The organism is Pseudomonas sp. FSL W5-0203 (assembly GCF_001896155.1).
Classification (GTDB): domain Bacteria; phylum Pseudomonadota; class Gammaproteobacteria; order Pseudomonadales; family Pseudomonadaceae; genus Aquipseudomonas; species Aquipseudomonas paracarnis.
Map to the genome: position 1 here is coordinate 218,976 of NZ_MPOR01000002.1, position 25,059 is coordinate 244,034.

Here is a 25,059-nt window from a genome sequence, read left to right on the forward strand (position 1 = left end):
GGCGACGAGAATACCAGAGCGGCGAGCCAGCGGTTATGCTCCAACCTCATCAACACGACAGGACGGCGCGTGACTGCACTGAACCCGCTGCACAGACTTTGGCTGACAGAAACCGTGCGCCTGCGGGAAGAACACGCCGGCCCCCTGGAAGACCTGGAAGCCAACCGCTTGGCCCGCACCGCCGGGGGCGACCTGGCCACGCGCATCCAGCAGCGTGCGCTGCACCTGGCCGAGCGCGATGGTTTGGCCGCCGCACTCAGCCGCTGGCTGCAAGGCGCACGCCTGGCGCTGTTGTTACTGGCGGCGGTCGCCGTCATCAGCGGCGCCGGTTTGGCGTTCGCCGCGCTGGGCAATGGCCTGGCCCCGGTGAATGTGTTTTGGGCCTTGGGCAGCCTGCTCGGCCTGAACCTGATCTTGCTGATCAGTTGGGCCCTGGGCCTGCTGTTTGCCGGTGAACACAGCGCCAGCCTTGGCCGGCTGTGGTTGTGGCTCAGCGAGAAACTGGCGCGTGACGCCAAGGCCGCGCAACTGGCCCCAGCATTGTTGCTGTTGCTGCAACGGCAAAAACTCAATCGCTGGGCGGTGGGTGTGCTGGTCAACAGCTTGTGGTTGCTGGCCTTGCTCAGCGCCCTGGTGATCCTGCTGACCCTGCTCGCCACCCGCCGCTACGGGTTTGTGTGGGAAACCACCATTCTCGGCGCCGATACCTTTGTCGCCGTGACCCAGGCCCTTGGCACACTCCCGGCGCTGCTCGGTTTCAATGTGCCCACCGTGGAGATGATCCGCGCCAGCGGCGACTCCGCGCTGAATATCGAAAGCGCCCGCCAGGCCTGGGCGGCCTGGCTGGTGGGCGTGTTGCTGGTCTACGGCCTGCTGCCGCGGTTGATCCTTGCCTTGCTGTGCCTGTGGCGATGGAAACGCGGGCGCGCAGCGTTGCGCCTGGACCTCAACCTGCCCGGCTACGCCCAACTGCGCGAACGCCTGATGCCCAGCAGCGAGCGCCTGGGGGTCAACGATGTGGCGCCCGAACACCTGCACCCGATCAGCGGCGGCGCAAGTGAGCTGCAGAGTGATGGCGCCTTGCTGGTCGCCATCGAACTCGACGACCAACACCCTTGGCCCCCTAAACTGCCTGCCAACGTCAAGAACGCCGGCATCCTCGACAGCCGCGAATCACGCCACAAACTGCTGGAGCAACTCAGCCGTTTCCCACCCGCGCGCCTGGCCATCGCCTGTGACCCGCGCCGCTCGCCCGACCGTGGCAGCCTGGCGCTGATCGCCGAGCTGGCACGCAGCGCCACCGACACCCGCGTATGGCTGCTGCAGGCACCACCGGGCCAGGCGCTGGACGCCGAGCGCCTGGGCGACTGGCATGCCGCGTTGCAACAGCTTGAAGTGTCGTTTGCCGATTGTGCGCCGCTGAGCTGGCTGGAGACCGGTCATGACTAAACCGCTGAAACTCGCCGTGGTCGGCCATACCAACGTGGGCAAAACCTCACTGTTGCGCACCCTCACCCGCGATGTCGGCTTTGGCGAAGTGTCCCACCGCCCCAGTACCACGCGACATGTGGAAGGTGCGCGCCTATCGGTAGATGGCGAAGCCTTGCTGGAGCTGTACGACACCCCCGGTCTGGAAGACGCCATCGCCCTGCTCGATTACCTGGAGCGCCTCGACCGCCCCGGCGAACGCCTGGATGGCCCTGCACGGCTGGCGCGTTTCCTGGAAGGCAGCGAGGCGCGCCAGCGTTTCGAACAGGAAGCCAAGGTGTTGCGCCAGTTGCTGGCCTCCGATGCCGGCCTGTACGTGATCGACGCTCGCGAGCCGGTGCTGGCCAAGTACCGCGACGAACTGCAAGTGCTGGCCAGTTGCGGCAAGCCGTTGTTGCCGGTGCTCAACTTTGTCAGCAGCAGCGACCACCGTGAACCGGACTGGCGCGAAGCCCTGGCCCGCCTCGGCCTGCATGCGCTGGTGCGTTTCGACAGCGTGGCACCGCCCGAAGACGGCGAACGCCGGCTGTATGAAAGCCTGGCCCTGCTGCTGGAAAACTCACGGCCGCAGTTGGAACGCCTGATCCTCGATCAAGAAGCCCAGCGCCAGGCCCGCCAGCAAAGCGCCGCCCGCTTGATCGCCGAACTGTTGATCGACTGCGCGGCCTGCCGTCGCAATGTCGTCACCGAAGATGAACAGCAAGCCATCGGCGATTTGCGCAAAGCGGTGCGCCAACGGGAACAAAAGTGTGTTGATGCCCTGCTCAAGCTGTACGGCTTTCGCCCACAGGACGCGGCGGCCAGCGACCTGCCGCTACTGGATGGGCGCTGGGGCGACGACCTGTTCAACCCCGAAACCCTCAAGCAACTGGGCGTGCGGGTGGGTGGCGGGATCGCCGCCGGCGCAGCCGCCGGTGCGGGCGTGGACCTCCTGGTCGGCGGCCTGACGCTGGGCGCTGCTGCCCTGGCGGGCGCGATTGCCGGCGGTGCGCTGCAAACCGCGCGCAGCTACGGCAGCCGCCTGATGGGCAAGATCAAGGGCCAACGCGAACTCACCGTCGATGACAGCGTGCTGCGCCTGCTCGCCCTGCGCCAGCGCCAGTTGCTCAAGGCCCTGAACCTGCGCGGCCATGCGGCAATGCACAGCATCAAGGTCGACACGCCCCAGGACAAAACCTGGCGCGAGGGCAAACTGCCCGACGCCTTGAACAAGGCCCGCGCCTATCCGCAATGGTCGTCCCTCAATCCCCACGCCAAACTAAGCCAGGCCGAGCGTCAAGAACAGGTCGAAGCCCTTGCCATGCGCCTCGACGAGACCTAAGCAGTCATCAGCACCTGCCGGGCCTTGGCCTTAAGCACCTCAAGGTCCAGCACCGGCGCCTGCATTTGCTTGGCCTGCTCGTCCCAGTGGCGCATACGCAAGCTCACGGCATACAACGGGTCTTGCTCAAAGGTCCGGGCCTCTTCTGCGCTCATGACGCCGCCTTGGTAACCCAGAGTGCGACGGCTGGCTTCGCTCAAGCGGGCGAAATAGTCCGGTTGGCTGAAGGTCAGGTAACGCTTGGCCTGGACGTGGTATTCCACCAGCCTGGCCAGGCGTTCGCTGAAGCCTGCCCGGCGCAGGTAATCGGCGCCCAGCCGCTCGTGGCTGACCACGCCATAACCGCCCATGTTCGCGCCGCCCTGGCCGCAGAGATGGCCGATGTCGTGGAAAAACGCCGCCAGCACCACCTCGTCGTCAAAACCTTCGGCCATGGCCAATTGCGCGGCCTGGGACATATGCTCGATTTGCGACACCGGCTCGCCGATGTAGTCAGCCGTGCCATGTTGCTCGTACAAGCCAAACACCTGGGCAATCGCCTGTTCCGGGCTCATCGCGTCGCGCCCCACAGTGTGCTGATATTACGCTCGGCCATCGCCGGCCCCACGCTCATCCCTACGCCGGTGTGCATCAAGGCAGCGCTGACGCCAGGTGCCGCCTGCACAAACGAAAACGGCCCAGGCCCGCGCGAACCGTAGACGCCCTGCCAGCGCTCCACCACTTGGACCTTGCAACCCAGGGTCTGTTGCGCCAGTTCGATCAGCCAGTCATCCACCTGCTCGGCGTTGAAGGGCGACGGATCGCTGTCGTAATGGTGGGAGTCACCGATGATCAACTCGCCATGGGGCGTAGGGCTGATCAACAGGTGAATGCCGTGCTCGTGCAGGTACGGCGTTTCGCGCAAGATCTGCGCCTGCACGGCGGCCGCTTCCGGCAGGTCGGCAAAGGCGCCGTAGTGCACGCAGCTCAAGCCGGTGAGCAAGGCATGTTGCAGGTTCAGGTTGAGCACTGGCCGGGCGCGCAGCATTTGCAGGCGACAGGTTTGCGGGTTGAGCGCGGCGATGGCGTCGGCCAGCAGGGTTTGATAGTCGTGGCCGGAGCAAACAATGATCTGCTCGCCGCGAAAGCGGCCTGCCGTGCTGTGCAACTGGCCCGGTTCAACCTCGCGCACCAGGGTAGAGAAGTGAAACTCCACGTTAAGCGCCTGGCTCAGGTAATGGATCAGCGCCGGGATGGCCTCGCGGGAATACAGTTGCTGGTCGTCCTTGCCATGCAGTGCGGCGCGGTGATGGCGGAACTGGCCGGCGTACAGGTCGTTCATGACAGCGCCCTGCAGCAGCTCGACGTTGTAGCCGTGCTCCCGCGCGCGCCCGGCGCAGAAGGCTTCGAGCAGATGCTCTTCGGCTTCGGTGCGGGCGAACAGGTACGAGCCATTGCGTTTGAGCGCCAGGCCCGCCGCTTGCGCCCACTGGCCCCATATTTCGCGGCTTTCCCGCGCCAGGTCGAGCATTGGCCCTGGTGGTTGACCGGTGACCAGCGCCTGGCCGAAGTTGCGCACTGAGGCGCCCAATGGCGTGGCGCTTCGCTCGAACACCTTGACCTTGAGGCCGCGCCTGGCGGCGGCATAGGCGTGGGAGAGACCGAGGATGCCGGCGCCGACGACTAACAGATCACTACTCATACTGTCCTCTGGTTCCCGCGCTCCGCGTGGGAATTCATCCGGTGACGCTCCGCGTCACGACCTATAAAAGCGGACGCGGAGCGTCCAGAGCGGCGTTACCACGCGGAGCGTGGGAACGATCGGTTACTGTTTTTCCGACTTGCCGTCATAACGCTTACGCCATTCGGCCAAGATGCTGTCACGGTTCTTGGAAGCCCAGACAAAGTCGTTCTTGATCAACCGTTGCTCATAGTCGGCCGGCAATTCGGTCTGTGGCTTGGCGATTCCCGGTTGCGCGAGCACGGCGAAGTTGTCCTTGTACAGATCCATCGCCGCGGTGCTGGCGGAGAAGTCAGCGAGTTTTTTCGCCGCCTCGGCATGGGCCGTGCCTTTGATCACGGCGGTGGCTTCGATCTCCCAGCCCAGGCCCTCTTTGGGCAGGATGATCTCCAGCGGCGCGCCCTGGCGTTTGAGCTGAACCGCCGGGTATTCGAAAGAAATACCAATCGGGAACTCACCGGACGCCGCCAACTTGCACGGCTTGGAGCCGGAGTGAACGTACTGGCCGATGTTCTGGTGCAGGTCGTCCATGTACAGCCAGCCTTGCTTCTCGCCGAAGGTCTGGAGCCAGGCGCTGACATCCAGGAAGCCGGTGCCTGAAGACGCCGGGTTAGGCATCACGATCTTGCCCTTGTATTCGGGCTTGGTCAGGTCCTGCCAGCTCACCGGCTTGGTGAGGCCCTGCTTCTCGGCTTCGACGGTGTTGAAGCAGAGGGTGGCGGCCCACACGTCCATGCCGACCCAGGCCGGAGGGTTGGCGGCGTCGCGGTAGTTTTTGCCGATCTTGTCCAAGTCCTTGGGCGCGTAGTTGTCGAGCATGCCTTGTTGATCGAGGATCGCCAGGCTGGAGGCGGCCAGGCCCCACACCACGTCAGCCTGGGGGCGGTCTTTCTCCGCCAGCAGTTTGGCGGTGATGATGCCGGTGGAGTCGCGCACCCACTTGATCTCGACGTCGGGGTTGGCCTGTTCGAAAGCTTTTTTGTAGGTCTTCAATTGCTCGGCTTCAAGGGCCGTGTACACCGTCAACTCGGTCTTGGCCAAAGCATTCAGGCTGAATGCCGTGAGGACTGCAGCGACCAGCGCCAGGGGCTTGAACATGGAGCACCTCCTTCAGGGATGTTTATTGGCCAGGTGCGCGCTGGCGCCAGGCTTGGGAGCGGCGCAGCGCGCCACGTGAGGCCCACGCCAGCAGCAGCGAGACGCTGGCCGAAGTGAACAAGATCAGGGTCGACATGGCCGCCGCACCGCCCACATTGCCGGCGTCGTCCATGTTCAGCACGGCGACGGCGGCGAGGATGGTGTCGGGGCTGTAGAGGAAAATCGCGGCGGACACGGTGGTCATCGCCGAGACAAACAGGTAGCGCAGGATGTCCAGCAGCGCCGGCAGACAGATCGGCACCGTGACGCGCAGATAATGGCGGTACAACGGTGCCTTGAGGGACAACGCGGCGGCTTCGAACTCGGCGTCCAACTGGCGCAAGGCGGTGGTTGCAGTCATCTGCGCGGTGGTCAGGTAGTGCGCAATGGTGCACACCACCAGCAACGCCATGCTGCCGTACAACACATGCAGCGGGTTGCCGTTGAGGTTGAAGAAGAACACGTAGCCCAGCCCCAGGACCAGGCCCGGCACGGCCATCGGCACGAAGCTGAGCATGCGCAGCGCCAGGTTGAGGTTCTTCTGGCCCTTGGTCTTTTCCATCAGGTAGGCGCCGGTGAAAATCAGCACGCTGCCGATCAACGCGGTGCACAGCGCCATGGTCAGGCTGTTGCGATAGGCCAACCAGCCGCCGCCGGCGGTGTCTTCGAACTGGTAGTGGTTGAGCGACAGCGACAGGTTGTACGGCCAGAATTTCACCAGCGAGGAGTACACCGCCATGCCGAACACCAGCAGCAACGCCGCGCAGATCAGCAGCACGATGGCCAGGTAGCAGCCGTCGCGCAGCCGCGATGGCGCTGGCTGGAACACCTGGGCGCGGCCGCTCATCGCGTCGCCATGCCGACGGCGCAACCACGCATCCACGCCAAAGCTGAACAGCGCCGGCAGCAGCAACACCATGCCGATCAACGCGCCGCGACCGAACTGTTGCTGGCCCACCACGGCCTTGTAGGCCTCCAGCGCCAGCACCTGGTAATCGCCGCCCACCACCACCGGTACCCCGAAGTCGGTGATGGTCAGGGTGAACACCAGGCAAAACGCGGCGAACACCGCCTGGCGCGTGGCCGGCCAGGTAATGCTGCGAAACGCCCGGGCCGGGCTGGCGCCCATGCTCGAAGCGGCGTCGAACAAACGCGCATCCGCCAGGGACAACGCCGACAGCAAAATCATCAAGGCATGGGGAAAGGTGTAAATCACCTCACCGAGCACAATGCCCCAGAACCCATAGATATTCTCCGAGAACAAGCCGCGCAGGAGGCCCTGGTTGCCGAACAAATAGACCAGGGCAATGCCCGGCAGCATCGACGGCGCCATCAATGGCAGCAATGACAGGCCACGCCAGATGGACTTGCCGGGGATCAGCGTGCGTTGCAGGGCATAGGCAAACAAGTAGGCCAGCGGCACGACGATGGCCGCCACGCTGAGGGAAACTTTCAGGCTATTGCCCAGCAACCAGTGGAAGTTGGCGCTGCTCAGCAGTTCGCGAGCGGCTACCAGGCCACCGCCCTGCCCGGCTTCGCTGCTGAAGCCGCGCCAGAAGATCGCCAACAGCGGCAACAGCACCGCCACCACCAACAGGCCCAGCCAGAGCCATTTGCCGCCGACCACAAAGAGGCGGTCGCCCCACTCGGCGCGGGACACCTGGCGCGGTACCGGCAATGTCATCACCGCCCCCATCTCAGGCAAACACCTGCAGGCTGCGCGGCGGCAACGCCACCCAGATATCCTGTGCACCCAGGCGCGGCATGGCTTCCGGCGCCAGTTCAGCCAGCAACGGATGGCCTGGCAACTGCTCCAGCTCAAAGCTCATGCGGCAGCGGTTGCCGAGGAAGGTGATCTCGCGAACCTTGGCCGGGAACAGGTTTTCTTCATGCACCGGTGGGTTGACGCAGATCGCTTCCGGGCGGCAGAACAAGCGGCCCGATTGGGCGACACCCGCGTCCTCAGCCAGGCGCATGTTCAACCCACCCACCTGGGCATGGCTGGCGCTGTTACGGCTGAACGGCAACCAGTTGCCCTGGCCGACAAACTCCGCCACGAACGGCGTGGCCGGGCGGTCGTAGATTTCCTGGGGCGTGGCGTACTGCTCGACCTTACCGTTGTTCATCACGGCAATGCGGTCGGCCATCAACATGGCTTCGTCCTGGTTGTGGGTCACCATCAAGGTGGTGATGCCCAGGCGCCGCTGCAGTTGGCGCAGTTCGGTGCACAGGTGCTCGCGCACGCGGGCATCGAGGGCCGACATCGGCTCATCCAACAGCAATAACGACGGCGCCGGCGCCAGTGCGCGGGCCAGGGCGACGCGCTGTTGCTGGCCGCCGGAGAGTTGGCCGGGGTACTTCTTTTCGCTGCCCACCAGACCCACCAGCTCAAGCATCTGCGCGACCCGCTTGCGCACTTCATCGCGGCCGCTGCCCGTAAGGCCGTAGCCGATGTTCGCTTCAACGCTGAGGTTGGGAAACAACGCATAGGACTGGAACAGGATGCCGTAGTCCCGCGCCTGGGGTGGCAGCAGGGACACGTCCCGCTCGCCCAGGTAAAGCTCACCGCTGTCCTGGCGCTCCAGGCCGGCGATGCAACGCAGCAGTGTGGTCTTGCCGCAGCCGGACGGGCCCAGCAGGCACACCAGCTCGCCGGCGGCGACGTCTAGGGAGACGTTGTCCAGCGCGGTGAAGGCGCCAAAGCGTTTCTGGATTGCGCGCACTTTCATCGGTGCGCCGGGTTGGGTTAGGGCTGTGTGCATGGTGGCACCTCATCGAACGGATGAAGGCCATGCTAGGGAGGGAATGCGTAGCGGGTGTGGCAGGAAGGCAAAACGGGGTGATAGTGGTATTGGTGGATTTGTGTAGGACTCATGATCGTTCCCACGCTCTGCGTGGGAATGTCTCTAGTGACGCTCCGCGTCACGGACGCAGAGTGTTCTGGGCGGCGTTCCCACGCGGAGCGTGGGAACGATCAGAGGGGTGACATTTCCTGTGCCAGGCCAAGGAACGCCGCCGGCAGGCGCGCACCTTTGCGCTCCTTGAGGCAATACAGATACTCCGGAATCTGCGGTGCATCCTCGATGGTCAGCACGCGCAACTGCGGGTCATGGGGCACTTCCTGGCGGGCGATGATGCTAATGCCGATGTTGCGCAGCACCGCCTCGCGAATCGACTCACGGCTGCCAATCTCCAGCAACGGCCCGTACCCCACGCCGGCGTTCTTCAACATCTCTTCCGTCAGCCGGCGGGTGGTGGAGCCCGCTTCACGCATCAGCAAGGTGTGCCCGATAAGCGCGCTCAACGGTACGTGATCGAGCTTGGCCAACGGGTGATTGCGGTGCACCGCCAGCACCAGCGGGTCCGTGCCCAGCACGCGGCGGATCAGACGGGCATCTTCCAGCAATTGCGATGAGGCCGCGACATCGACGCGGTAATCGTCCAACGCCTCAAGCACCTGTTGGGAATTGCCGATTTCCACCGAGACTTCCACCTGGGGCAGTCGCTCACGAAAAGCTTTGACCAGATCGAGGATGTAATACGGCGCCGTTGCTGCAATTCTCAGCGCACCCTGGACCTGGCCGTTGTTGCGCAGGAAAAACTCGATATCCGCTTCCTGCTGCAACAGCGCCTTGACCATCGGCAACAGCCGCGCGCCTTCGTCGCTGACGGTGAGGCGGCGGCCGCCACGGTAGAACAACTCGACGCCGTAGTGGCCTTCGAGGTTGCGAATCTGGGTGGTCACCGTGGGCTGGCTCAAGCCGAGTTTCTTCGCCGCCTGGGTAATGCTGCCCAGGCGGGCGACCATGAAAAACGCCTTTAACTCAGCACTCAGCACACCACCCTCTCATCCGCTATTTGCGCACCAGGCGCAGGCCATTGAACACCACCAGCAGGCTCACGCCCATGTCGGCGAAGACCGCCATCCACATGGTCGCCATGCCCATGAACGTGACGGCCAGGAAGATCGCCTTGATCACCAGCGCCAGGGCGATGTTCTGCTTGAGGATACTCGACGTTTGCCGCGACAACCGAATGAAAGCCGGAATCTTGCGCAAATCATCGTCCATCAGCGCCACGTCGGCGGTCTCGATAGCGGTGTCGGTGCCCGCCGCGGCCATGGCGAAGCCGATCTCGGCACGGGCCAGGGCCGGGGCGTCGTTGATACCGTCACCGACCATGCCCACCCGACGGCCCTGGCCGTAGAGGGTTTCGATGGCTTGCAGTTTGTCGGTGGGCAACAGGTCGCCCTGGGCCTGGTCGATACCCACCTGGGCCGCAATGGCCTTGGCAGTGTGGGTGTTGTCGCCGGTGAGCATCAGGGTCTTGATGCCCAGGTCGTGCAACTGCTGAATAGCTTCGCGGCTGCTCTCCTTGACCGTGTCGGCCACGGCAAACAGCGCCAGCGGGCCAGACTTGTCCAACAGCAACACCACGGACTTGCCTTGTTTTTCCAAAGCAAAGAGTTTCTCTTCCAAGGCCTCGGAACACAGACCGAGGTCTTCCACCAGGCGGTGGTTACCCAGGTGATAGGTCTGGCCGTTGATATCACCCCGCACACCGCGCCCGGCCAGGGCTTCGAAGTTATCCACAGCGTGAGTCGACAGGTTTTTATCCACAGCTGCGTTGGCAATCGCCAGGGACACCGGGTGATCGGAGCGCGATGCCAAGCTGGCCGCCAGGGCCGGCGCGCTGTCTTCGATGTTCGGGAGCAGCGGCAGGTAGTCGGTTTGCACCGGTTTGCCGTGGGTGATGGTGCCGGTCTTGTCGAGGGCCAGGTAGTCGAGCTTGTAGCCGCCCTCCAGGTACACGCCGCCCTTGATCAGGATGCCTTTGCGCGCCGCTGCCGCCAGGCCGCTGACAATGGTCACCGGGGTGGAGATCACCAAGGCACAAGGGCAGGCCACCACCAGCAGCACGAGGGCGCGGTAGATCCAGTCAAACCACACGCCCGCCATGAACAGCGGCGGAATCACCGCCACACCGAGGGCAAACAGGAAGACAGCCGGGGTATAGACCTTGGAGAAACTGTCAACAAAGCGCTGGGTTGGCGCCCGTGCCCCTTGGGCCTGTTCCACGGCGTGAATGATCCGCGCCAGCGTGGAGTTGTTGGCCGCGGCGGTGACCTTGTACTCCAGGGCGCCGGCCTGGTTGATGGTGCCGGCAAACACTTTATCGCCCACGGTTTTTTCTATCGGCAGGCTTTCCCCGGTGATCGGTGCCTGGTCGATGGTGGACTGGCCGGCCGTGACTTCCCCGTCGAGCCCGATGCGCTCGCCAGGCTTTACCCGCACAATCGCCCCAAGATCAATGCTTTTGACCTCCTTTTCCAGCCATGAACCGTCAGCCTGGCGCACCGTGGCCTGTTCCGGAGTCATCTGCATCAGGCCGCTGATGGCGTTGCGCGCACGGTCCAGGGACTTGGCCTCGATCAACTCGGCCACGGTGAACAGGAACATCACCATCGCCGCTTCGGGCCACTGGCCAATCAGGATCGCGCCCGTCACCGCGATGCTCATCAAGGCATTGATATTGAGGTTGAAGTTCTTCAGGGCAATCCAGCCCTTCTTGTAGGTGGTAAGGCCGCCGCTGAGAATCGACACCAACGCCACCAGCGCGATTACCCAGGTGGGCGCCACACCAGTGAAGTGCAACACCTCGGCCCCCAGGGCACCCACGCCCGACACCGCCAGCGGCCACCAATGTTTCTTGGCGGGCGGCGCGGCGGCAGGGCTGCCTTCTTCGATAGGGTCGGCCTGCATGCCGATGGACTTGATTGCCTCAATGATCGGCGCGGTGTTCGGCAGGTCATGGGTGACGCCGAGGATGCGGTTGATCAGGTTGAATTCCAGTTGCTGCACGCCAGCGAGCTTGCCCAGCTTGTTCTGGATCAGCGTCTGCTCGGTAGGGCAGTCCATGGCTTCGATGCGGAAGGTGCTCAGGCGCGAGCCGGCGGTGGGCGCCTCACTCAGGGTCACGATGGCAGGCCCGGCAGCGCCGGAGCAGCAGGAGCCGGAATGGCCGTGGTTATCCACAGGCGTGAGTTTGGCGGGCCCATGGTCATGTTTGTGATCATGGCCGTGATCGTGATCGTGATCATGCTTGTGGTCGTGCTTGTGCGGGGTATGAATGGAGTGGCTCATCAGGTCGCGTCCGTAAAGGTGCCTGTTGCCAAGTAAAGACCCTGTAGCCACTATAGGGTCAAGCGCCCATTTGGAGATTGCTGCGATGAAGATCGGCGAACTGGCCAAACTCACCGATTGCCCGGTGGAAACCATCCGTTATTACGAGAAGGAAAACCTGCTGCCGCCCCCGGCACGCACCGACGGCAACTACCGCGTGTACACCCAGGCGCACACCGAGCGGCTGACCTTTATTCGCAACTGCCGCAGCCTGGACATGACCCTCGAAGAAATCCGCAGCCTGCTGGGTCTGCGCGACAGCCCCCAGGACCAATGCGAAATCGTGAATGCCTTGATCGACGAGCATATCCACCATGTGAAAGCGCGGATCGACGGGTTGTTGGCCTTGCAGGAACAACTGCTGGACCTGCGCCAACGTTGCGGCGGTGGGAACCAGTGCGGGATCTTGCAGCAGTTGGAAGTCAGCGGCGGGATTGCGGCCAGCGAGGCCGAGCCTTCGCATGTGGGCAGAAGCCACGGCCATTAACTCAAGCGAACACCAAACCCATGTGGGAGCTGGCTTGCCTGCGATAGCGGCGGGCCCGCGACATTGATGTCGCCTGACACTGCGCTATCGCAGGCAAGCCAGCTCCCACAGTTTTTCACCGAGTAAGGCTTTAGATAGCTACGTCGGCCTTGATGCTTGGGTCGGCGTCGTAGCCCACAATCTCAAAATCTTCGAACTTGTAGTCGTAGATCGACGCAGGCTTACGCTTGATCACCAGTTCCGGCAGTTTTTTCGGCGTACGCGCCAACTGGGTCTGGATCTGTTCCATGTGGTTGCTGTAGGCGTGGGTGTCGCCCGTGGTGACGATGATCTCGTGGGGGATCAGGTCGCACTGCTGGGCCAGCATGTGGGTCAGCAACGCCAGCGCGGCAGTGTTGTACGGCAGCCCCAGGAATACGTCGGAGCTGCGGATATACAGCTGCATCGACAGATGGCCGTCATGCACGAACGCCTGGTACAGCAAATGGCACGGCGGCAGGGCTTGCTTGCCGTTACGCGCGTTTTCCTGCGGGCTCTGGGTTTCGTCCGGCAGGTATTCGACGTTCCAGCCGTGGAACAGGATGCGGCGGCTGTTGGGGTTGGTCTTGAGCGTGTGCACCATGTAGTCGATCTGGTTGATCGTGCCGCCGTCCTTGGTCGGCCAGGCGGTCCACTGCTCGCCGTACACGGGACCCAGGTCGCCGTCTTCGGTGGCCCACTCATCCCAGATCTTCACGCCATTTTCGTTGAGCCACTTGATGTTGGTGTTGCCGCTCAACATCCAGATCAGTTCGTTGGCGATGCTTTTGAAGTGCAGCTTCTTGGTGGTCAGCAGCGGGAAGCCGTCGGCCAGGTTATGCCGATACTGACGCGCAAACACAGCCTTGGTGCCGGTGCCCGTGCGGTCGCCCTTGGTCAGGCCATTGGTCACGACGTCCTGCAGCAGTTCGAGATATTGCTTCATGTTTTTACCCGTATCGTTGAAGCCAAGACCTCCTGGTCTTGGCATTCGAATTTAAAGCGCGGCGTTCTTCAGCGGCTGCGGGCGATTGTACGCCCACCACAGCATGCCCAGGCCCGCCAGGATCATTGGCAAGCTAAGCACCTGACCCATGGTCAGCCAGCCCCATGCCAGGTAGCCCAACTGCGCATCCGGTACCCGTACGAATTCGACGATAAAGCGGAAAATCCCGTAGAACAGCGCGAACATGCCCGACACGGCCATGGTTGGGCGTGGCTTGCGCGAGAAGATATAGAGAATAAGGAACAGCGCCACACCTTCCAATGCGAACTGGTACAGCTGCGACGGGTGGCGCGGCAGTTGCGCCGGGTCGCTGAACGGCGGGAACACCATCGCCCACGGCACGTCGGTCGGCTTGCCCCACAGCTCGGCGTTGATAAAGTTACCAATGCGCCCAGCACCCAGGCCGATCGGCACGAAGGGGGCGACGAAGTCCATCAGTTGGAAGAACGACTTGCCATTGCGCCGGCCAAACCACCAGGCGGCGATCATCACGCCGATAAACCCGCCGTGGAACGCCATGCCGCCCTTCCACACTTCGAAGATCAGGGTCGGGTTGGCGAGATACGCAGACAGGTCGTAGAACAGCACATACCCCAGGCGCCCGCCGACGATCACCCCCATCGACATCCAGAACACCATGTCGGAGAGCTTCTCCTTGGTCCAGGTCGGGTCGAAACGGTTCAGGCGCCGGGAAGCCAACAGCCAGGCGCCGCCGATGCCGATCAGGTACATCAACCCGTACCAATGGATTTTCAGCGGACCGATGGCCAGGGCCACCGGGTCGATCTGCGGGTAAGGCAGCATTGCGACTCCTCGTTAAAACATTTAGTCATGACGCACCGGACCATGCCGATGTGCGATTAAGCCTGCGTTACAGCGGCGAGATCAAATTAAGAAGTTCACATACACGCCAAATAGCCCGGCATGTTAACGGATCAGAGGTGCACGGCCCAACTTCGAGACGATGGAACACCGGCGCGTCTGTGGGTAGAGTGGCAAAAACACAAAAGGGGTCACCCGATGTGCCTGATTGTTTTCGCCTGGCGACCGGGCCATGCCCAGCCACTGATCGTCGCGGCCAACCGCGATGAGTTCTACGCCCGCCCCAGCCTGCCGCTGGCCCAGTGGGCGGATGCGCCCCAGGTCTATGCCGGTCGCGATCAGGAGGCCGGGGGCACCTGGCTGGGGGTGAACGCGGATGGGCGCTTTGCCGCCTTGACCAACATCCGCGACCCGCACCAGCCACCGGCACGCAAGTCTCGCGGCGAACTGGTTGCGCGGTTTCTCAGCGGTTCGCTGCCGATCGACGATTATTTGGCCGATGTGAACGGCCGCTCGATTGAATATGCCGGGTTCAACCTGCTGGTGGGCACGCGGGATGAGCTGTGGCACTACAACGCCAATGACACCGAGCCGACGTTGCTGAAGGCTGGCGTGTATGGATTAGCCAATGCCGGGCTGGATACGCCCTGGCCGAAGCTAGTGAAGGCCAAAGCAGCGTTCAGCGCCGTGCTGGAGAACCCCGAGCCTGAGGCACTGCTGGGGATTCTCAGCGACCCGCAGACCGCGCCGTTTGCTGAGCTGCCGGACACCGGCGTAGGCCTGGCGACCGAAAGCCTGCTGTCGAGCGTGTTTATCGCCAGCCCCAGTTATGGGACACGGGCGAGCACAGCGCTGATCGTGAATGCCGATGGGACGCGGCGGATGCTGGAGCGCAGCTTTGGCCCGCACGGGGGGCGGCTGGGTGAGGTGGACCTGATGTTTTAGCGCTGCTTGGACCACCGCTATCGCAGGCAAGCCAGCTCCCACAGGGGAATGCATTCCACAGGTGGGAGCTGGCTTGCCTGCGATGAAGGCGCCTCGGTCTTTGATCGTTCCCACGCTCTGCGTGGGAACGCCTCTTGTGACGCTCTGCGTCACGCTCTAAAAGCCGACGCGGAGCGTCCAGGGCTGCCTTCCCACGCAGAGCGCGGGAACGATCTGCTAGAAGCTCGCTCCTACAGGGTTTTGGCCGAGGCCGGGTTGATCATCCGGGTCAACCCCAGGTTTTTCAGCGCCAATTGCAGCGAGCTGTGGATAACTTGCGGGTTGTCGATGGTCATCAACTCGGCGAGCAAATCCTTGGCCCTGCTCAATTCCACCTGGCGCAGCATCCACTTCACTTTCGGCAAGTTGGTGGCGTTCATCGACAGGCTGTCAAAGCCCATCGCCATCAACAGCACCGCCGCCGCCGGGTCGCCGGCCATTTCGCCGCAGATACTCACCGGCTTGCCTTCGGCATGGGCGTCGCGCACCACGTGTTGCAGCGCTTGCAGCACCGCCGGGTGGAGGTAGTCGTAGAGGTCGGCCACCCGTGGGTTGTTACGGTCCACGGCCAGCAGGTACTGGGTCAGGTCGTTGGAGCCTACCGACAGGAAGTCCACCTGCCGCGCCAGTTCCTTGGCCTGGTACACCGCCGCCGGTATTTCGATCATCACGCCAATCGGCGGCATCGGCACATCGGCGCCTTCATCGCGCACTTCGCCCCAGGCACGGTGGATCAGGTGCAGGGCTTCTTCCAGCTCATGGGTGCCGGAGATCATCGGCAGCAGGATGCGCAGGTTGTTCAAGCCCTCGCTGGCCTTGAGCATAGCGCGGGTCTGGACGAGGAAGATTTCGGGATGGTCGAGGGTAACGCGAATACCGCGCCAGCCAAGGAAGGGGTTGTCTTCTTTGATAGGGAAATAGGACAGTGACTTATCGCCGCCAATATCCAGGCTGCGCATCGTCACCGGTAACGGGTGGAAGGCTTGCAATTGCTCGCGATAAATCGCCAGCTGCTCCTTCTCGCTCGGGAAACGCTGGTTGATCATGAACGGCACTTCGGTGCGGTACAGACCCACCCCTTCGGCGCCGCGCTGTTGCGCACGGGCTACATCCGCAAGCAGGCCAGTGTTGACCAGCAGCGGTACCCGGTGGCCATCGGGGGTGACACACGGCAGCTCGCGCAGCGAATCCAGGCCCTGGGCCAGTTGCTTCTCTTCTTCCACCACCTCGGCGTATTGCTTGCGCAGCACGTCGCTGGGGTTGGTGAACACCTCGCCGCGATGCCCATCGACGATCATGTCGATGCCGTCGACCTTGGAGTACGGCAGGTCCACCAGGCCCATCACCGTCGGGATACCCATGGCCCGGGCCAGGATCGCCACGTGGGAGTTACCCGAACCCAATACCGAAACCAAGCCCACCAGCTTGCCTTCAGGCACTTCGCCAAGCTGGGTGGCGGTCAACTCTTCACTGACCAGAATGGTGTTATCGGGGAAGACCATGTTGGTGCTGCGGTCTTCCTGCAGGTACGCCAACAGACGTCGCCCCAGGTCGCGTACATCCGATGCGCGCTCGCGCAGGTAGGCGTCGTCCATCATTTCGAAACGGTTGACGTGATCGGTGACCACCTGGCGTAACGCGCCCTGGGCCCACTGGCCGGTCTTGATCACAGTCTTGACTTCGTTACCCAGGGACGCGTCGTCGAGCATCATCTGGTACACGTCGAACAGCGCACGCTCTTCGGGGCGCAGCTGGGTGGCCAGCTTGGTCGACAGGTTGCGCATGTCGGCGCGCACGCCTTCGAGGGCGGTCTTGAACAGTTTGATTTCGGCGTCGATGTCACTGACGGTCTTGTCCGGCACCACATCGAGGTCGGCGGGCGGCAGCATGACCACCGCAGTACCCACCGCAGCGCCTGGCGAACCCGGTACGCCGACGAACTTGGCTTCCTGGATACCCTTGCCCTGGCGCCCCAGGCCGCGAATCGAGCCGGTCGCTTCGGCGTGGGCGATAACCCCGGCCAGTTGCGCGCTCATGGTCACCAGGAAGGCTTCTTCGCCTTCGTCGAACTGGCGACGCTCTTTTTGCTGGATAACCAACACGCCGACAACGCGGCGGTGGTGAATGATCGGCGCACCAAGGAACGAGGCGTAGCGCTCTTCGCCGGTTTCGGCAAAGTAGCGATAACGCGGGTGATCGGCCGCGTTCTCGAGGTTCAGGGGTTCTTCACGCGTCCCCACCAGGCCCACCAGACCTTCATTGGGCGCCATGCTGACCTTGCCGATGGAGCGCTTGTTCAAGCCCTCCGTGGCCATCAGCACAAAACGGTTGGTCTCGGGGTCCAGCAGGTAAACCGAGCAGACCTGGCTGCCCATGGCTTCCTTGACGCGCAACACAATAATCCCCAACGCCGCCTTGAGATCCTTGGCGGAGTTAACTTCCTGGACGATCTTGCGCAGCGTATTGAGCATGGCTCGGGGTCGAACTCCGTCGTCAGTCGCGCGCTAAAAGGCGCGGGGCAAGCTCTTTGAGAGCGCGACGATAAACCTCGCGCTTGAATGTCACCACCTGGCCCAACGGATACCAATAGCTGACCCAGCGCCAGCCATCGAACTCCGGTTTACCGGTCAAATCCATCCGCACCCGCTGCTCGTTGGAGATCAGGCGCAAAAGAAACCATTTCTGCTTCTGGCCGATGCACAGCGGTTGGCTGTGGGTACGCACCAGGCGTTGCGGCAAACGATAGCGCAACCAGCCACGGGTACAGGCCAGAATTTGTACATCTTCGCGCTCAAGGCCGACTTCTTCGTTCAACTCACGGTACAAGGCGTCTTCAGGGGTTTCGTCGGGGTTGATTCCACCTTGAGGAAACTGCCAGGCATCTTGGTTGATTCGGCGAGCCCATAGCACCTGTCCGGCATCATTCGTCAGAATAATGCCGACATTAGGACGGAAACCATCGGGGTCGATCACGGCAACAACCTCGCAAACGCATGTCGCCGCATTGTTCCACAAAGGTTGTTCCAGCGGCAACGAGGCTTCTTACCTTATGTGCACTCTTGTGAAAAGACCGTATTCTGGACGCCTTTTTACAGACTTTTCAGCGAGTAACTGCAATGCGCCTGGCTTTATTCGACTTGGACAATACCCTTCTGGGCGGTGACAGCGATCACGCCTGGGGCGATTACCTGTGTGAACGCGGGATTCTCGACGCGGTAGCCTACAAGGCCCGCAACGACGAGTTCTACCAGGACTACCTGGCCGGGCGGCTGGATAACGCCGCCTACTTGAACTTCTGCCTGGAAATCCTCGGCCGCACCGAGATGGCCCAGCTGGACGCGTGGCACAACGACTACATGCGCGACTGCATCGAGCCCATCATGCTCCCGAAGGCCGTTGAACTGCTGGCCAGGCACCGCGCCGCCGGTGACAAGCTGGTGATCATCACCGCCACCAACCGCTTCGTCACCGCGCCGATTGCCGCCCGCCTGGGCGTCGAGACCCTGATCGCCACCGAATGCGAAATGGTGGATGGCCGCTATACCGGGCGCAGTACCGATGTGCCGTGCTTTCGCGAGGGCAAGGTGACGCGTTTGAACCGCTGGTTGGAAGAAACCGGGCATAGCCTGGAAGACAGCTACTTCTACAGCGATTCGATGAATGATTTGCCGTTGCTGGAGCAGGTAACGCACCCGGTGGCAGTGGATCCGGATCAGAATTTGCGCGCCGAGGCTGAAAAGCGTGGTTGGCCGGTGATTACGCTGCGCAGCTGATGACGCTATCGCAGGCAAGCCAGCTCCCACATTTGGAATGCATTCCCCTGTGGGAGCTGGCTTGCCTGCGATGAACGCGACGCGGTCTAACGCTTTAAACCGGCTTGGCGCCCATCAGCCCTGCAATCGCCACAAACCCCACCAGGCTGACCACCGCCAGCACCAGGGTGAAATTCAGGCTCCCGCCCTCGCCCTTGCGCAGCCGATTGAGCCGCGCCACCAGCCAGAACCAGGCCAGCGCCGCCACGGTGTAGAGGATGCTGGAGCCCAAGATCCAGGTTTGCCCCAATGGCCAGCCGAGCAGGTGCACCAGCCACCAGCCGGTGAAGGGCATGCTCACCAGGCAAATCCCCATCAGCAGCCATACAAATGCCCAGGGGCGCTGCACGGTCGCGGCCGGGCCGGCGCTGCGTTTACGCCACGCCAATACCGCCAGGCCCAGGCCGCTGAGCAGCAGCAATACGGTGGCGGTGATGTGGATCACCTTGAGGGTGGTCAGCGTTTCCATGGTCTCTATTCCTTATAGGCCGCTCAGTCAGCGTAGTCGCTCAACCGAGGAACAGCTGGTAAGCCGGGTTTTCGCTTTCATCCCAGTACGGGTAACCGATTTGCGCCAGCGCGGCAGGCACCAGATGGCGCTCGTCCGCCGGCACTTGCAAGCCCGCCACCACTCGGCCGTCAGCCGCGCCGTGGTTGCGGTAGTGGAACATCGAGATATTCCAGCGCCCGCCGAGTTTGTTGAGGAAGTTGAACAACGCCCCCGGCCGCTCCGGGAATTCGAAGCGAAACACCAACTCGTCGCTGACTTTGGCCGCATGCCCACCGACCATATGGCGAATGTGCAACTTGGCCAGTTCGTTCTCGGTGAGGTCCAGCACCGGGAAACCCTGGCTGGTCAAACTGGCCACCAACGCGCTGCGCGGGTCGTTCTCCGGGTGGGTCTGCACGCCGACGAAAATGTGCGCTTCGCTGCCGGAGTGGTAGCGGTAATTGAATTCGGTGATCTGGCGCTTGCCCACCGCTTCGCAGAAGGCCTTGAAGCTGCCCGGCCGCTCGGGGATGGTCACGGCGATGATGGCCTCACGGCCTTCACCCAGTTCGGCGCGCTCGGCCACATGGCGCAAACGGTCGAAGTTGACGTTGGCGCCCGAGTCAATGGCGACAAAGGTCTGGCCGCTGACACCGCGGGTCTCGACGTACTTTTTGATCCCGGCCACGCCCAGTGCACCCGCCGGCTCGGTGATGGAGCGGGTGTCATCGTAGATGTCCTTGATCGCCGCACAGATTTCATCGGTGCTGACGGTGATCACTTCATCCACGTAGTCTTTGCAAATGTCGAAGGTGTGCTGGCCGATCTGCGCCACCGCCACGCCGTCGGCGAAGATGCCCACGGTCGGCAATACCACACGCTCGCCCGCCGCCATGGCGGCTTGCAGGCAGTTGGAGTCGTCCGGTTCCACGCCGATGATCTTGATCTCCGGGCGCAGGTATTTCACATACGCCGCAATCCCGGCGATCAGACCGCCGCCGCCCACCGGTACGAAAATCGCGTCCAGAGGCCCTGGGTGCTGGCGCAGGATTTCCATCGCCACGGTGCCCTGCCCGGCAATGGTGTGCGGATCATCGTAGGGGTGGATGTACACGTAGCCTTTTTCGTCGACCAGCTTGAGCGAGTAGGCCAGGGCTTCCGGAAAGGAATCACCGTGCAGCACCACTTTGCCGCCCCGGGAGCGCACGCCTTCGACCTTGATCTCCGGGGTGGTCTTGGGCATCACGATGGTGGCTTTCACCCCCAGCACCTTGGCCGCCAGGGCCAGGCCCTGGGCATGGTTGCCGGCCGACGCGGTGACGACGCCGCGTGCACGTTCTTCGGCACTGAGCTGGGTCAGCTTGTTGTAGGCGCCGCGAATCTTGAACGAGAACACCGGCTGCAAGTCTTCGCGCTTGAGCCAAATCTTGTTACCCAGCCGCTCGGAGAGCTGGCGGGCAGTCTGCAAGGGGGTTTCCACGGCGATGTCGTAAACACGCGAGGTGAGGATTTTTTTGACGTAGTGTTCAAGCATCGGCAGGCATCTACTTCACGGGTTGGGCAGGGCCAAGGAGTCTAACCCAGCGTTTGGCCGGGCGACCACACGAATCCCGAGGTTTTGTTGGGTTATACTCGCCGCCCTCGTTAATTCCCCGCCCGTTCCGGAGCCCGCATGACCCAGGATCAACTCAAACAGGCAGTGGCCCAGGCCGCTGTCGATTTAATCCTTCCTAAACTCGACGACAAGAGCATCGTCGGTGTCGGCACCGGTTCCACCGCCAACTGCTTCATCGACGCACTGGCCCAGCACAAGGGCGCGTTCGACGGCGCCGTGGCCAGTTCCGAAGCCACCGCCGCCCGTCTCAAGGGCCATGGCATTCCGGTGTACGAGCTCAACACCGTGAGCGACCTGGAGTTCTACGTCGACGGCGCCGATGAAAGCGACGAGCACCTGAACCTGATCAAAGGCGGCGGCGCGGCCCTGACCCGCGAGAAGATTGTCGCGGCCGTGGCCAAGACCTTCATTTGCATCGCCGACGCGAGCAAGCTGGTACCCGTGCTGGGCACGTTCCCACTGCCGGTGGAAGTCATCCCCATGGCCCGCAGCCATGTGGCCCGCGAGCTGGTGAAACTGGGCGGCGACCCGGTGTACCGCGAAGGTGTGTTGACCGACAACGGCAACATCATCCTCGACGTGTTCAATATGCAGATCACCAACCCGGTGGAGCTTGAGACGCAGATCAACGCCATTGTGGGTGTGGTCACCAACGGCCTGTTCGCGGCGCGCCCGGCGGATGTATTGCTGCTGGGTACCCCGGAAGGCGTGAAAACCCTCAAGGCCTGACCCTGTGGGAGCCGGGCTTGCCCGCGATGCAGACGACTCGGTGTATCAATGAATACCGAGGCGATGCCATCGCAGGCAAGCCAGCTCCCACATGTGTTTGCGCTCGACTCTAGAGCGATGTAACAAAAACGCTACTTTTCGCAGCACTCCTCGCCAAAACCGTGCGCTCTGTCACGGCACCCCCTGCCCCGCCTGGTATCCAATCCGTTACAAATTACAGCCACGCGACCCACGCGTTTAACAATGCGCCAATTCGCAGCCGCCCATGGAATGAGGCGCGCATTGTGCAAAGGGTCTGGGCTTGCACATTCCCATCACCTCAAGGAAGACCTTGTGATAAAGCCTCTAGCCTTCGCCATCAGCGTTGCCGGTGCCCTGCTGTCCACGCCTACCCAGGCCTACGATTACGGCCAGCACGCCAACACCACCCTGGAAAAACTGATCAACGACTACCCTGGCCGATATCGCGGCACGGCAAATTTTGCCGGGGCAGCCGACTGGATGCAGAGCCAGATGGGCACGGCCTATAGCATCAGCCGTCAGGACTTCACCTGGAACAACGGCAGCCGGGCTTCGCAAAACGTGGTGGCCTCTGCCGCTGGTACCAAGGCCCAGTACGTGGTGATTGGCGCGCATTTCGACACTTACTTCGGCCGCCCGACCCTGCAAGGCCTGGATGACAACGGTTCCGGCGCCAGCGTGCTGACCGAGGTGGCGAAGAACCTCAGCGGCCTGTCACTGGAAAATGGCCTGCAGGTAGTGGGCTTCGGCGCCGAAGAAGAAGGCCTGCGCGGCTCCCGTGCCTTTGTCGACTCACTCAACACCAGCCAGCGCGCCAACATGCTCGCGATGATCAACCTCGACAGCCTGATCACCGGCGACATGATGTACGCCCACGCCGGCCAGAACAGCACCGCCAACCCGGCCTTGGCCTCCTTGCGCGAGCACACCTTCCAGATCGCCAGGGAATTGAACATCCCCTTATTCAGCAACCCCGGCCTGGACCCGCAGTACCCGAAGGGCACCGGCTGCTGCAGCGATGGTGAAGCGTTTGAACCGCTGAATATCCCGATCCTTTATATAGAGGCCACCAACTGGGAACTGGGCGACCTGGACGGCTACACCCAGACCGACAACCCGAAAATCCCCGGCGGCTCGACCTGGCACGACCCGAACGAAGACAACAAAGCCGTGCTGACCGATGCATTCGGCCAGGCGCGCATCGACCAGCGCCTGCGCGACTATTCACGCCTGCTCAGCCGCCTGGTGCTGGAACTGACCAACGCCGACCTGATGGCCTCGACCGCTTCTGGCGGTGCCGTTGCGCGCAATATGCAAGACAACCTGCAGCGCCAGCATCAGGCCCTGGTGCGCCTGCATGATCGCCGTTGGCTGACCCTGCAAGCGGCCAGCCGCGGGGTCGGCAGCTTCGATGGCGAGATCGGCGTGGATGGCGAATACAACCCGGACAGCGGCTTCGACACGGCCCCCAACCCCGAAGCCCGGCGCGTGGGCCTGCATGCCCTCGGCGACTACCAACTGACTTCAAGCCTGAATATCGGCGCCAGCCTCAGCTACCTCAATGGGCGCGACAAACTGGAGCATCGCGGCAAGCTCGACAGCGACACCTGGCAGGCAGCCGTCTATGCACTGCTCAACGATGGCGGGCCACGCTGGCTGGGCGGTGACCTGAGCGTGGGCCACACGCGCTTCGACTCCAAGCGCAACCTGGTCATCCAGGCCAATGGCGGGCCGATCCTGCTCAACCAGCAACTGACGGGCGATACCGATGCCCTGGCGTTGGGCGCACGGGTGCTGGGTGGCTATGACTTTGACTTTGGCGCGATCAAGAGCGGGCCGTTCGCCGGCCTGGACTACAGCCATTACCGCATCGACAAGTTCCACGAAAAGCAGAACCTGCGCACGGCCCTGGAGTACGAAGAGCAGTCTTTCGACTCCCTGGAAGCCAGCCTCGGCTGGCGCGTGCGCGGCGCTGTTGCCCTGCCCTATGGCCTGAACCTGATGCCCTACGGCGACATCGCCTGGGTCAAGGAATTGGCCGACGGCCGCCTGGACGACCTGCAACTCACCGCACGCGCCGATGGCCAGGCCCGCACCGCCAGGCTGGGCTCAGTGGATAAGAGCTTCGCTCGCGCACAACTGGGCAGCCAACTGGCGATCACCCCACAGTTGGGCGTGTTTGCCGAGGTCAATGGCCGCCTCGGGCATGCTGAAGGCAGCCAGACCGGTTATTCGCTGGGTGTGCAATGGATGTTCTGATCAGGGTTTCTTGAACACGTAAAACAGGTTGGGCTCGCTGACCATGTACAGCGTGCCGTCGTCATCCATGGCGATCCCTTCGGCCTGGGGCACGCGCTTGCTCAGGCCATGGCGCCCTTTAAGCAACGACAGACTGCTTAGAGGGCGACCATCAATATCCAGCTCCAAGACCAGGAACGACTCATCCGACAGCGCCAACAGATGGCCACTGCGCTCGTCGTATTGCAGGCTCGACAGGTCGCGCACAAACAGGCCGGCATCGCGCTTGGGGTTGTTGATCACATGTACCGAATAGGTTTTTTCCGGCTTGAAATGGGGAAACCCGTGCACCTCGTAGATCAGCATGGGGTCGCGTTCCTTGGCCACGAACAAGCGCTTGCCCACCGAGTCGTAGGCCAACCCTTCAAAGCCCTTGTTGCCGCCGACGTGCACGCCCAGGGTCATTTGCTCCGCATCGACGGCGTCGAGGAACTTGGTGTCATCGTCCACATGCACTTTGATCAAGCGCTGCTGGCGCTCATCGCTGATGACGTAGATGTTGTCGCTGATAAATTCCACCGCTTCGGCATCGCCAAAGCCCACCAGCGGAATGCGCCGCAGGATCTTGCCCTCCAGCGACAACTCGACCAGTTCGGCGTTTTTATTGGTGACAGTAAACAGGCTTTTGCGCACGGGGTCGTAGGTCAGGGCCGAGACATCGTCGTCAAGCCCTTCGATCACCTGGCCTTCGAGGGTGACACGGTAGTCCGCCAGGCCAATGGCGCGCTCATCCGCAGGCTGGTACCACACCTGCCAGTTGAACCAGGCGCGTTCGAACAGACGGAACTGCTGTGCCACCAGCCCGGCAGTGACCAGGGCGAGCAACAGCAGGATAAAAACAGCAGGTTTAGGGCGGGCAAGTCGACGCATCGGGGCGGGCTCAGAGAAAAAACTGGCGAATAGATATCAAGGTCACCTGAATTTAAACT

General features: G+C 62.7%; 21 protein-coding genes. 7 read left to right on the forward strand and 14 right to left on the reverse strand.

All coding sequences use genetic code 11. From position 1 onward, the window contains the following. Positions 1–69 precede the first annotated feature (69 nt). Together BOP96_RS03265 and BOP96_RS03270 are read left to right on the forward strand one after the other, a co-directional pair. On the forward strand, positions 70–1,449 hold the full coding sequence (locus BOP96_RS03265; RefSeq protein WP_073451816.1) for a DUF2868 domain-containing protein: 1,380 nt from the start codon (positions 70–72) through the stop codon (positions 1,447–1,449). Further along, entirely contained in the window at positions 1,442–2,809 is a 1,368-nt protein-coding gene (locus BOP96_RS03270) for a DUF3482 domain-containing protein (RefSeq protein WP_073451818.1), read from the forward strand. The genes BOP96_RS03265 and BOP96_RS03270 overlap by 8 nt, the downstream gene beginning before the upstream one ends. Here BOP96_RS03270 and BOP96_RS03275 read toward each other — a convergent pair. The 7 genes from BOP96_RS03275 to BOP96_RS03305 all read right to left on the reverse strand — a co-directional run bounded on the left by BOP96_RS03275 (position 2,806) and on the right by BOP96_RS03305 (position 11,809). Beyond that, positions 2,806–3,363, reverse strand: a complete 558-nt coding sequence (locus BOP96_RS03275; protein WP_020301844.1) for a phosphonate degradation HD-domain oxygenase — start codon at positions 3,361–3,363, stop codon at positions 2,806–2,808. The two genes, BOP96_RS03270 and BOP96_RS03275, sit on opposite strands and share 4 nt — an antisense overlap. Next, a complete protein-coding gene (locus BOP96_RS03280; protein ID WP_032902267.1) occupies positions 3,360–4,490 on the reverse strand; it encodes a TIGR03364 family FAD-dependent oxidoreductase in 1,131 nt (376 codons plus the stop codon). Before BOP96_RS03280 ends, BOP96_RS03275 begins: the two co-directional genes overlap by 4 nt. A gap of 123 nt (positions 4,491–4,613) precedes the next feature. After that, on the reverse strand, positions 4,614–5,627 hold the full coding sequence (locus BOP96_RS03285) for a putative 2-aminoethylphosphonate ABC transporter substrate-binding protein (RefSeq protein WP_073451820.1): 1,014 nt from the start codon (positions 5,625–5,627) through the stop codon (positions 4,614–4,616). 22 nt (positions 5,628–5,649) lie between these two features. Beyond that, positions 5,650–7,362, reverse strand: a complete 1,713-nt coding sequence (locus tag BOP96_RS03290) for a putative 2-aminoethylphosphonate ABC transporter permease subunit (RefSeq protein WP_014720359.1) — start codon at positions 7,360–7,362, stop codon at positions 5,650–5,652. Between the two features lies 1 nt (position 7,363). After that, on the reverse strand, positions 7,364–8,428 hold the full coding sequence (locus tag BOP96_RS03295; protein WP_003195180.1) for a putative 2-aminoethylphosphonate ABC transporter ATP-binding protein: 1,065 nt from the start codon (positions 8,426–8,428) through the stop codon (positions 7,364–7,366). 212 nt (positions 8,429–8,640) lie between these two features. Further along, positions 8,641–9,504 carry a LysR family transcriptional regulator gene (locus BOP96_RS03300; RefSeq protein ID WP_058410822.1) on the reverse strand — a complete coding sequence of 288 codons (864 nt, stop codon included), beginning with the start codon at positions 9,502–9,504 and terminating at the stop codon, positions 8,641–8,643. Positions 9,505–9,520: 16 nt separating this feature from the next. Continuing rightward, positions 9,521–11,809 (reverse strand): heavy metal translocating P-type ATPase, encoded by a 2,289-nt coding sequence (locus BOP96_RS03305; protein ID WP_073451822.1) that lies wholly within the window; start codon positions 11,807–11,809, stop codon positions 9,521–9,523. Positions 11,810–11,894: 85 nt separating this feature from the next. On the opposite strand from BOP96_RS03305, the gene cadR reads away from it, so the two are divergent. Then, positions 11,895–12,335, forward strand: coding sequence for a Cd(II)/Pb(II)-responsive transcriptional regulator (gene cadR, locus BOP96_RS03310; RefSeq protein ID WP_073451824.1), 441 nt, complete (start codon positions 11,895–11,897; stop codon positions 12,333–12,335). Positions 12,336–12,465: 130 nt separating this feature from the next. On the opposite strand, the gene BOP96_RS03315 is transcribed toward cadR, so the two are convergent. After that, on the reverse strand, positions 12,466–13,299 hold the full coding sequence (locus BOP96_RS03315; protein WP_014720362.1) for a thymidylate synthase: 834 nt from the start codon (positions 13,297–13,299) through the stop codon (positions 12,466–12,468). A 51-nt stretch (positions 13,300–13,350) separates the two neighbouring features. Further along, on the reverse strand, positions 13,351–14,163 hold the full coding sequence (gene lgt / locus BOP96_RS03320) for a prolipoprotein diacylglyceryl transferase (protein WP_003195189.1): 813 nt from the start codon (positions 14,161–14,163) through the stop codon (positions 13,351–13,353). A 216-nt stretch (positions 14,164–14,379) separates the two neighbouring features. Here lgt and BOP96_RS03325 point away from each other — a divergent pair, with 216 nt between their 5' ends. Next, a complete protein-coding gene (locus BOP96_RS03325; RefSeq protein ID WP_058410117.1) occupies positions 14,380–15,126 on the forward strand; it encodes an NRDE family protein in 747 nt (248 codons plus the stop codon). A gap of 230 nt (positions 15,127–15,356) precedes the next feature. Here the strand turns inward: BOP96_RS03325 and ptsP are convergent, their stop codons facing one another. Then, a complete protein-coding gene (gene ptsP, locus BOP96_RS03330; protein ID WP_014720364.1) occupies positions 15,357–17,636 on the reverse strand; it encodes a phosphoenolpyruvate--protein phosphotransferase in 2,280 nt (759 codons plus the stop codon). 22 nt (positions 17,637–17,658) lie between these two features. Continuing rightward, positions 17,659–18,138, reverse strand: a complete 480-nt coding sequence (locus BOP96_RS03335) for an RNA pyrophosphohydrolase (RefSeq protein WP_003176750.1) — start codon at positions 18,136–18,138, stop codon at positions 17,659–17,661. Between the two features lie 143 nt (positions 18,139–18,281). Here BOP96_RS03335 and BOP96_RS03340 point away from each other — a divergent pair, with 143 nt between their 5' ends. Beyond that, positions 18,282–18,938: an HAD family hydrolase gene (locus tag BOP96_RS03340; protein ID WP_073451826.1), complete on the forward strand. Its 657-nt coding sequence runs from the start codon at positions 18,282–18,284 to the stop codon at positions 18,936–18,938. A 94-nt stretch (positions 18,939–19,032) separates the two neighbouring features. Here BOP96_RS03340 and BOP96_RS03345 read toward each other — a convergent pair whose 3' ends face one another. Both BOP96_RS03345 and ilvA read right to left on the reverse strand, forming a co-directional pair. After that, positions 19,033–19,446 (reverse strand): DUF2269 family protein, encoded by a 414-nt coding sequence (locus tag BOP96_RS03345; protein WP_014720366.1) that lies wholly within the window; start codon positions 19,444–19,446, stop codon positions 19,033–19,035. 40 nt (positions 19,447–19,486) lie between these two features. After that, a complete protein-coding gene (gene ilvA, locus BOP96_RS03350) occupies positions 19,487–21,001 on the reverse strand; it encodes a threonine ammonia-lyase, biosynthetic (RefSeq protein WP_058410116.1) in 1,515 nt (504 codons plus the stop codon). A 138-nt stretch (positions 21,002–21,139) separates the two neighbouring features. On the opposite strand from ilvA, the gene rpiA reads away from it, so the two are divergent. Beyond that, on the forward strand, positions 21,140–21,811 hold the full coding sequence (gene rpiA / locus BOP96_RS03355; RefSeq protein ID WP_003195201.1) for a ribose-5-phosphate isomerase RpiA: 672 nt from the start codon (positions 21,140–21,142) through the stop codon (positions 21,809–21,811). A gap of 333 nt (positions 21,812–22,144) precedes the next feature. Further along, the gene (locus BOP96_RS03360) at positions 22,145–24,091 is read left to right on the forward strand and encodes an autotransporter domain-containing protein (RefSeq protein WP_073451828.1); all 1,947 of its coding nucleotides are present in this window, start codon (positions 22,145–22,147) and stop codon (positions 24,089–24,091) included. On the opposite strand, the gene BOP96_RS03365 is transcribed toward BOP96_RS03360, so the two are convergent. Further along, complete coding sequence (locus tag BOP96_RS03365) at positions 24,092–25,000, reverse strand: SdiA-regulated domain-containing protein (RefSeq protein WP_073451831.1); 909 nt, start codon at positions 24,998–25,000, stop codon at positions 24,092–24,094. Positions 25,001–25,059: the final 59 nt, after the last annotated feature.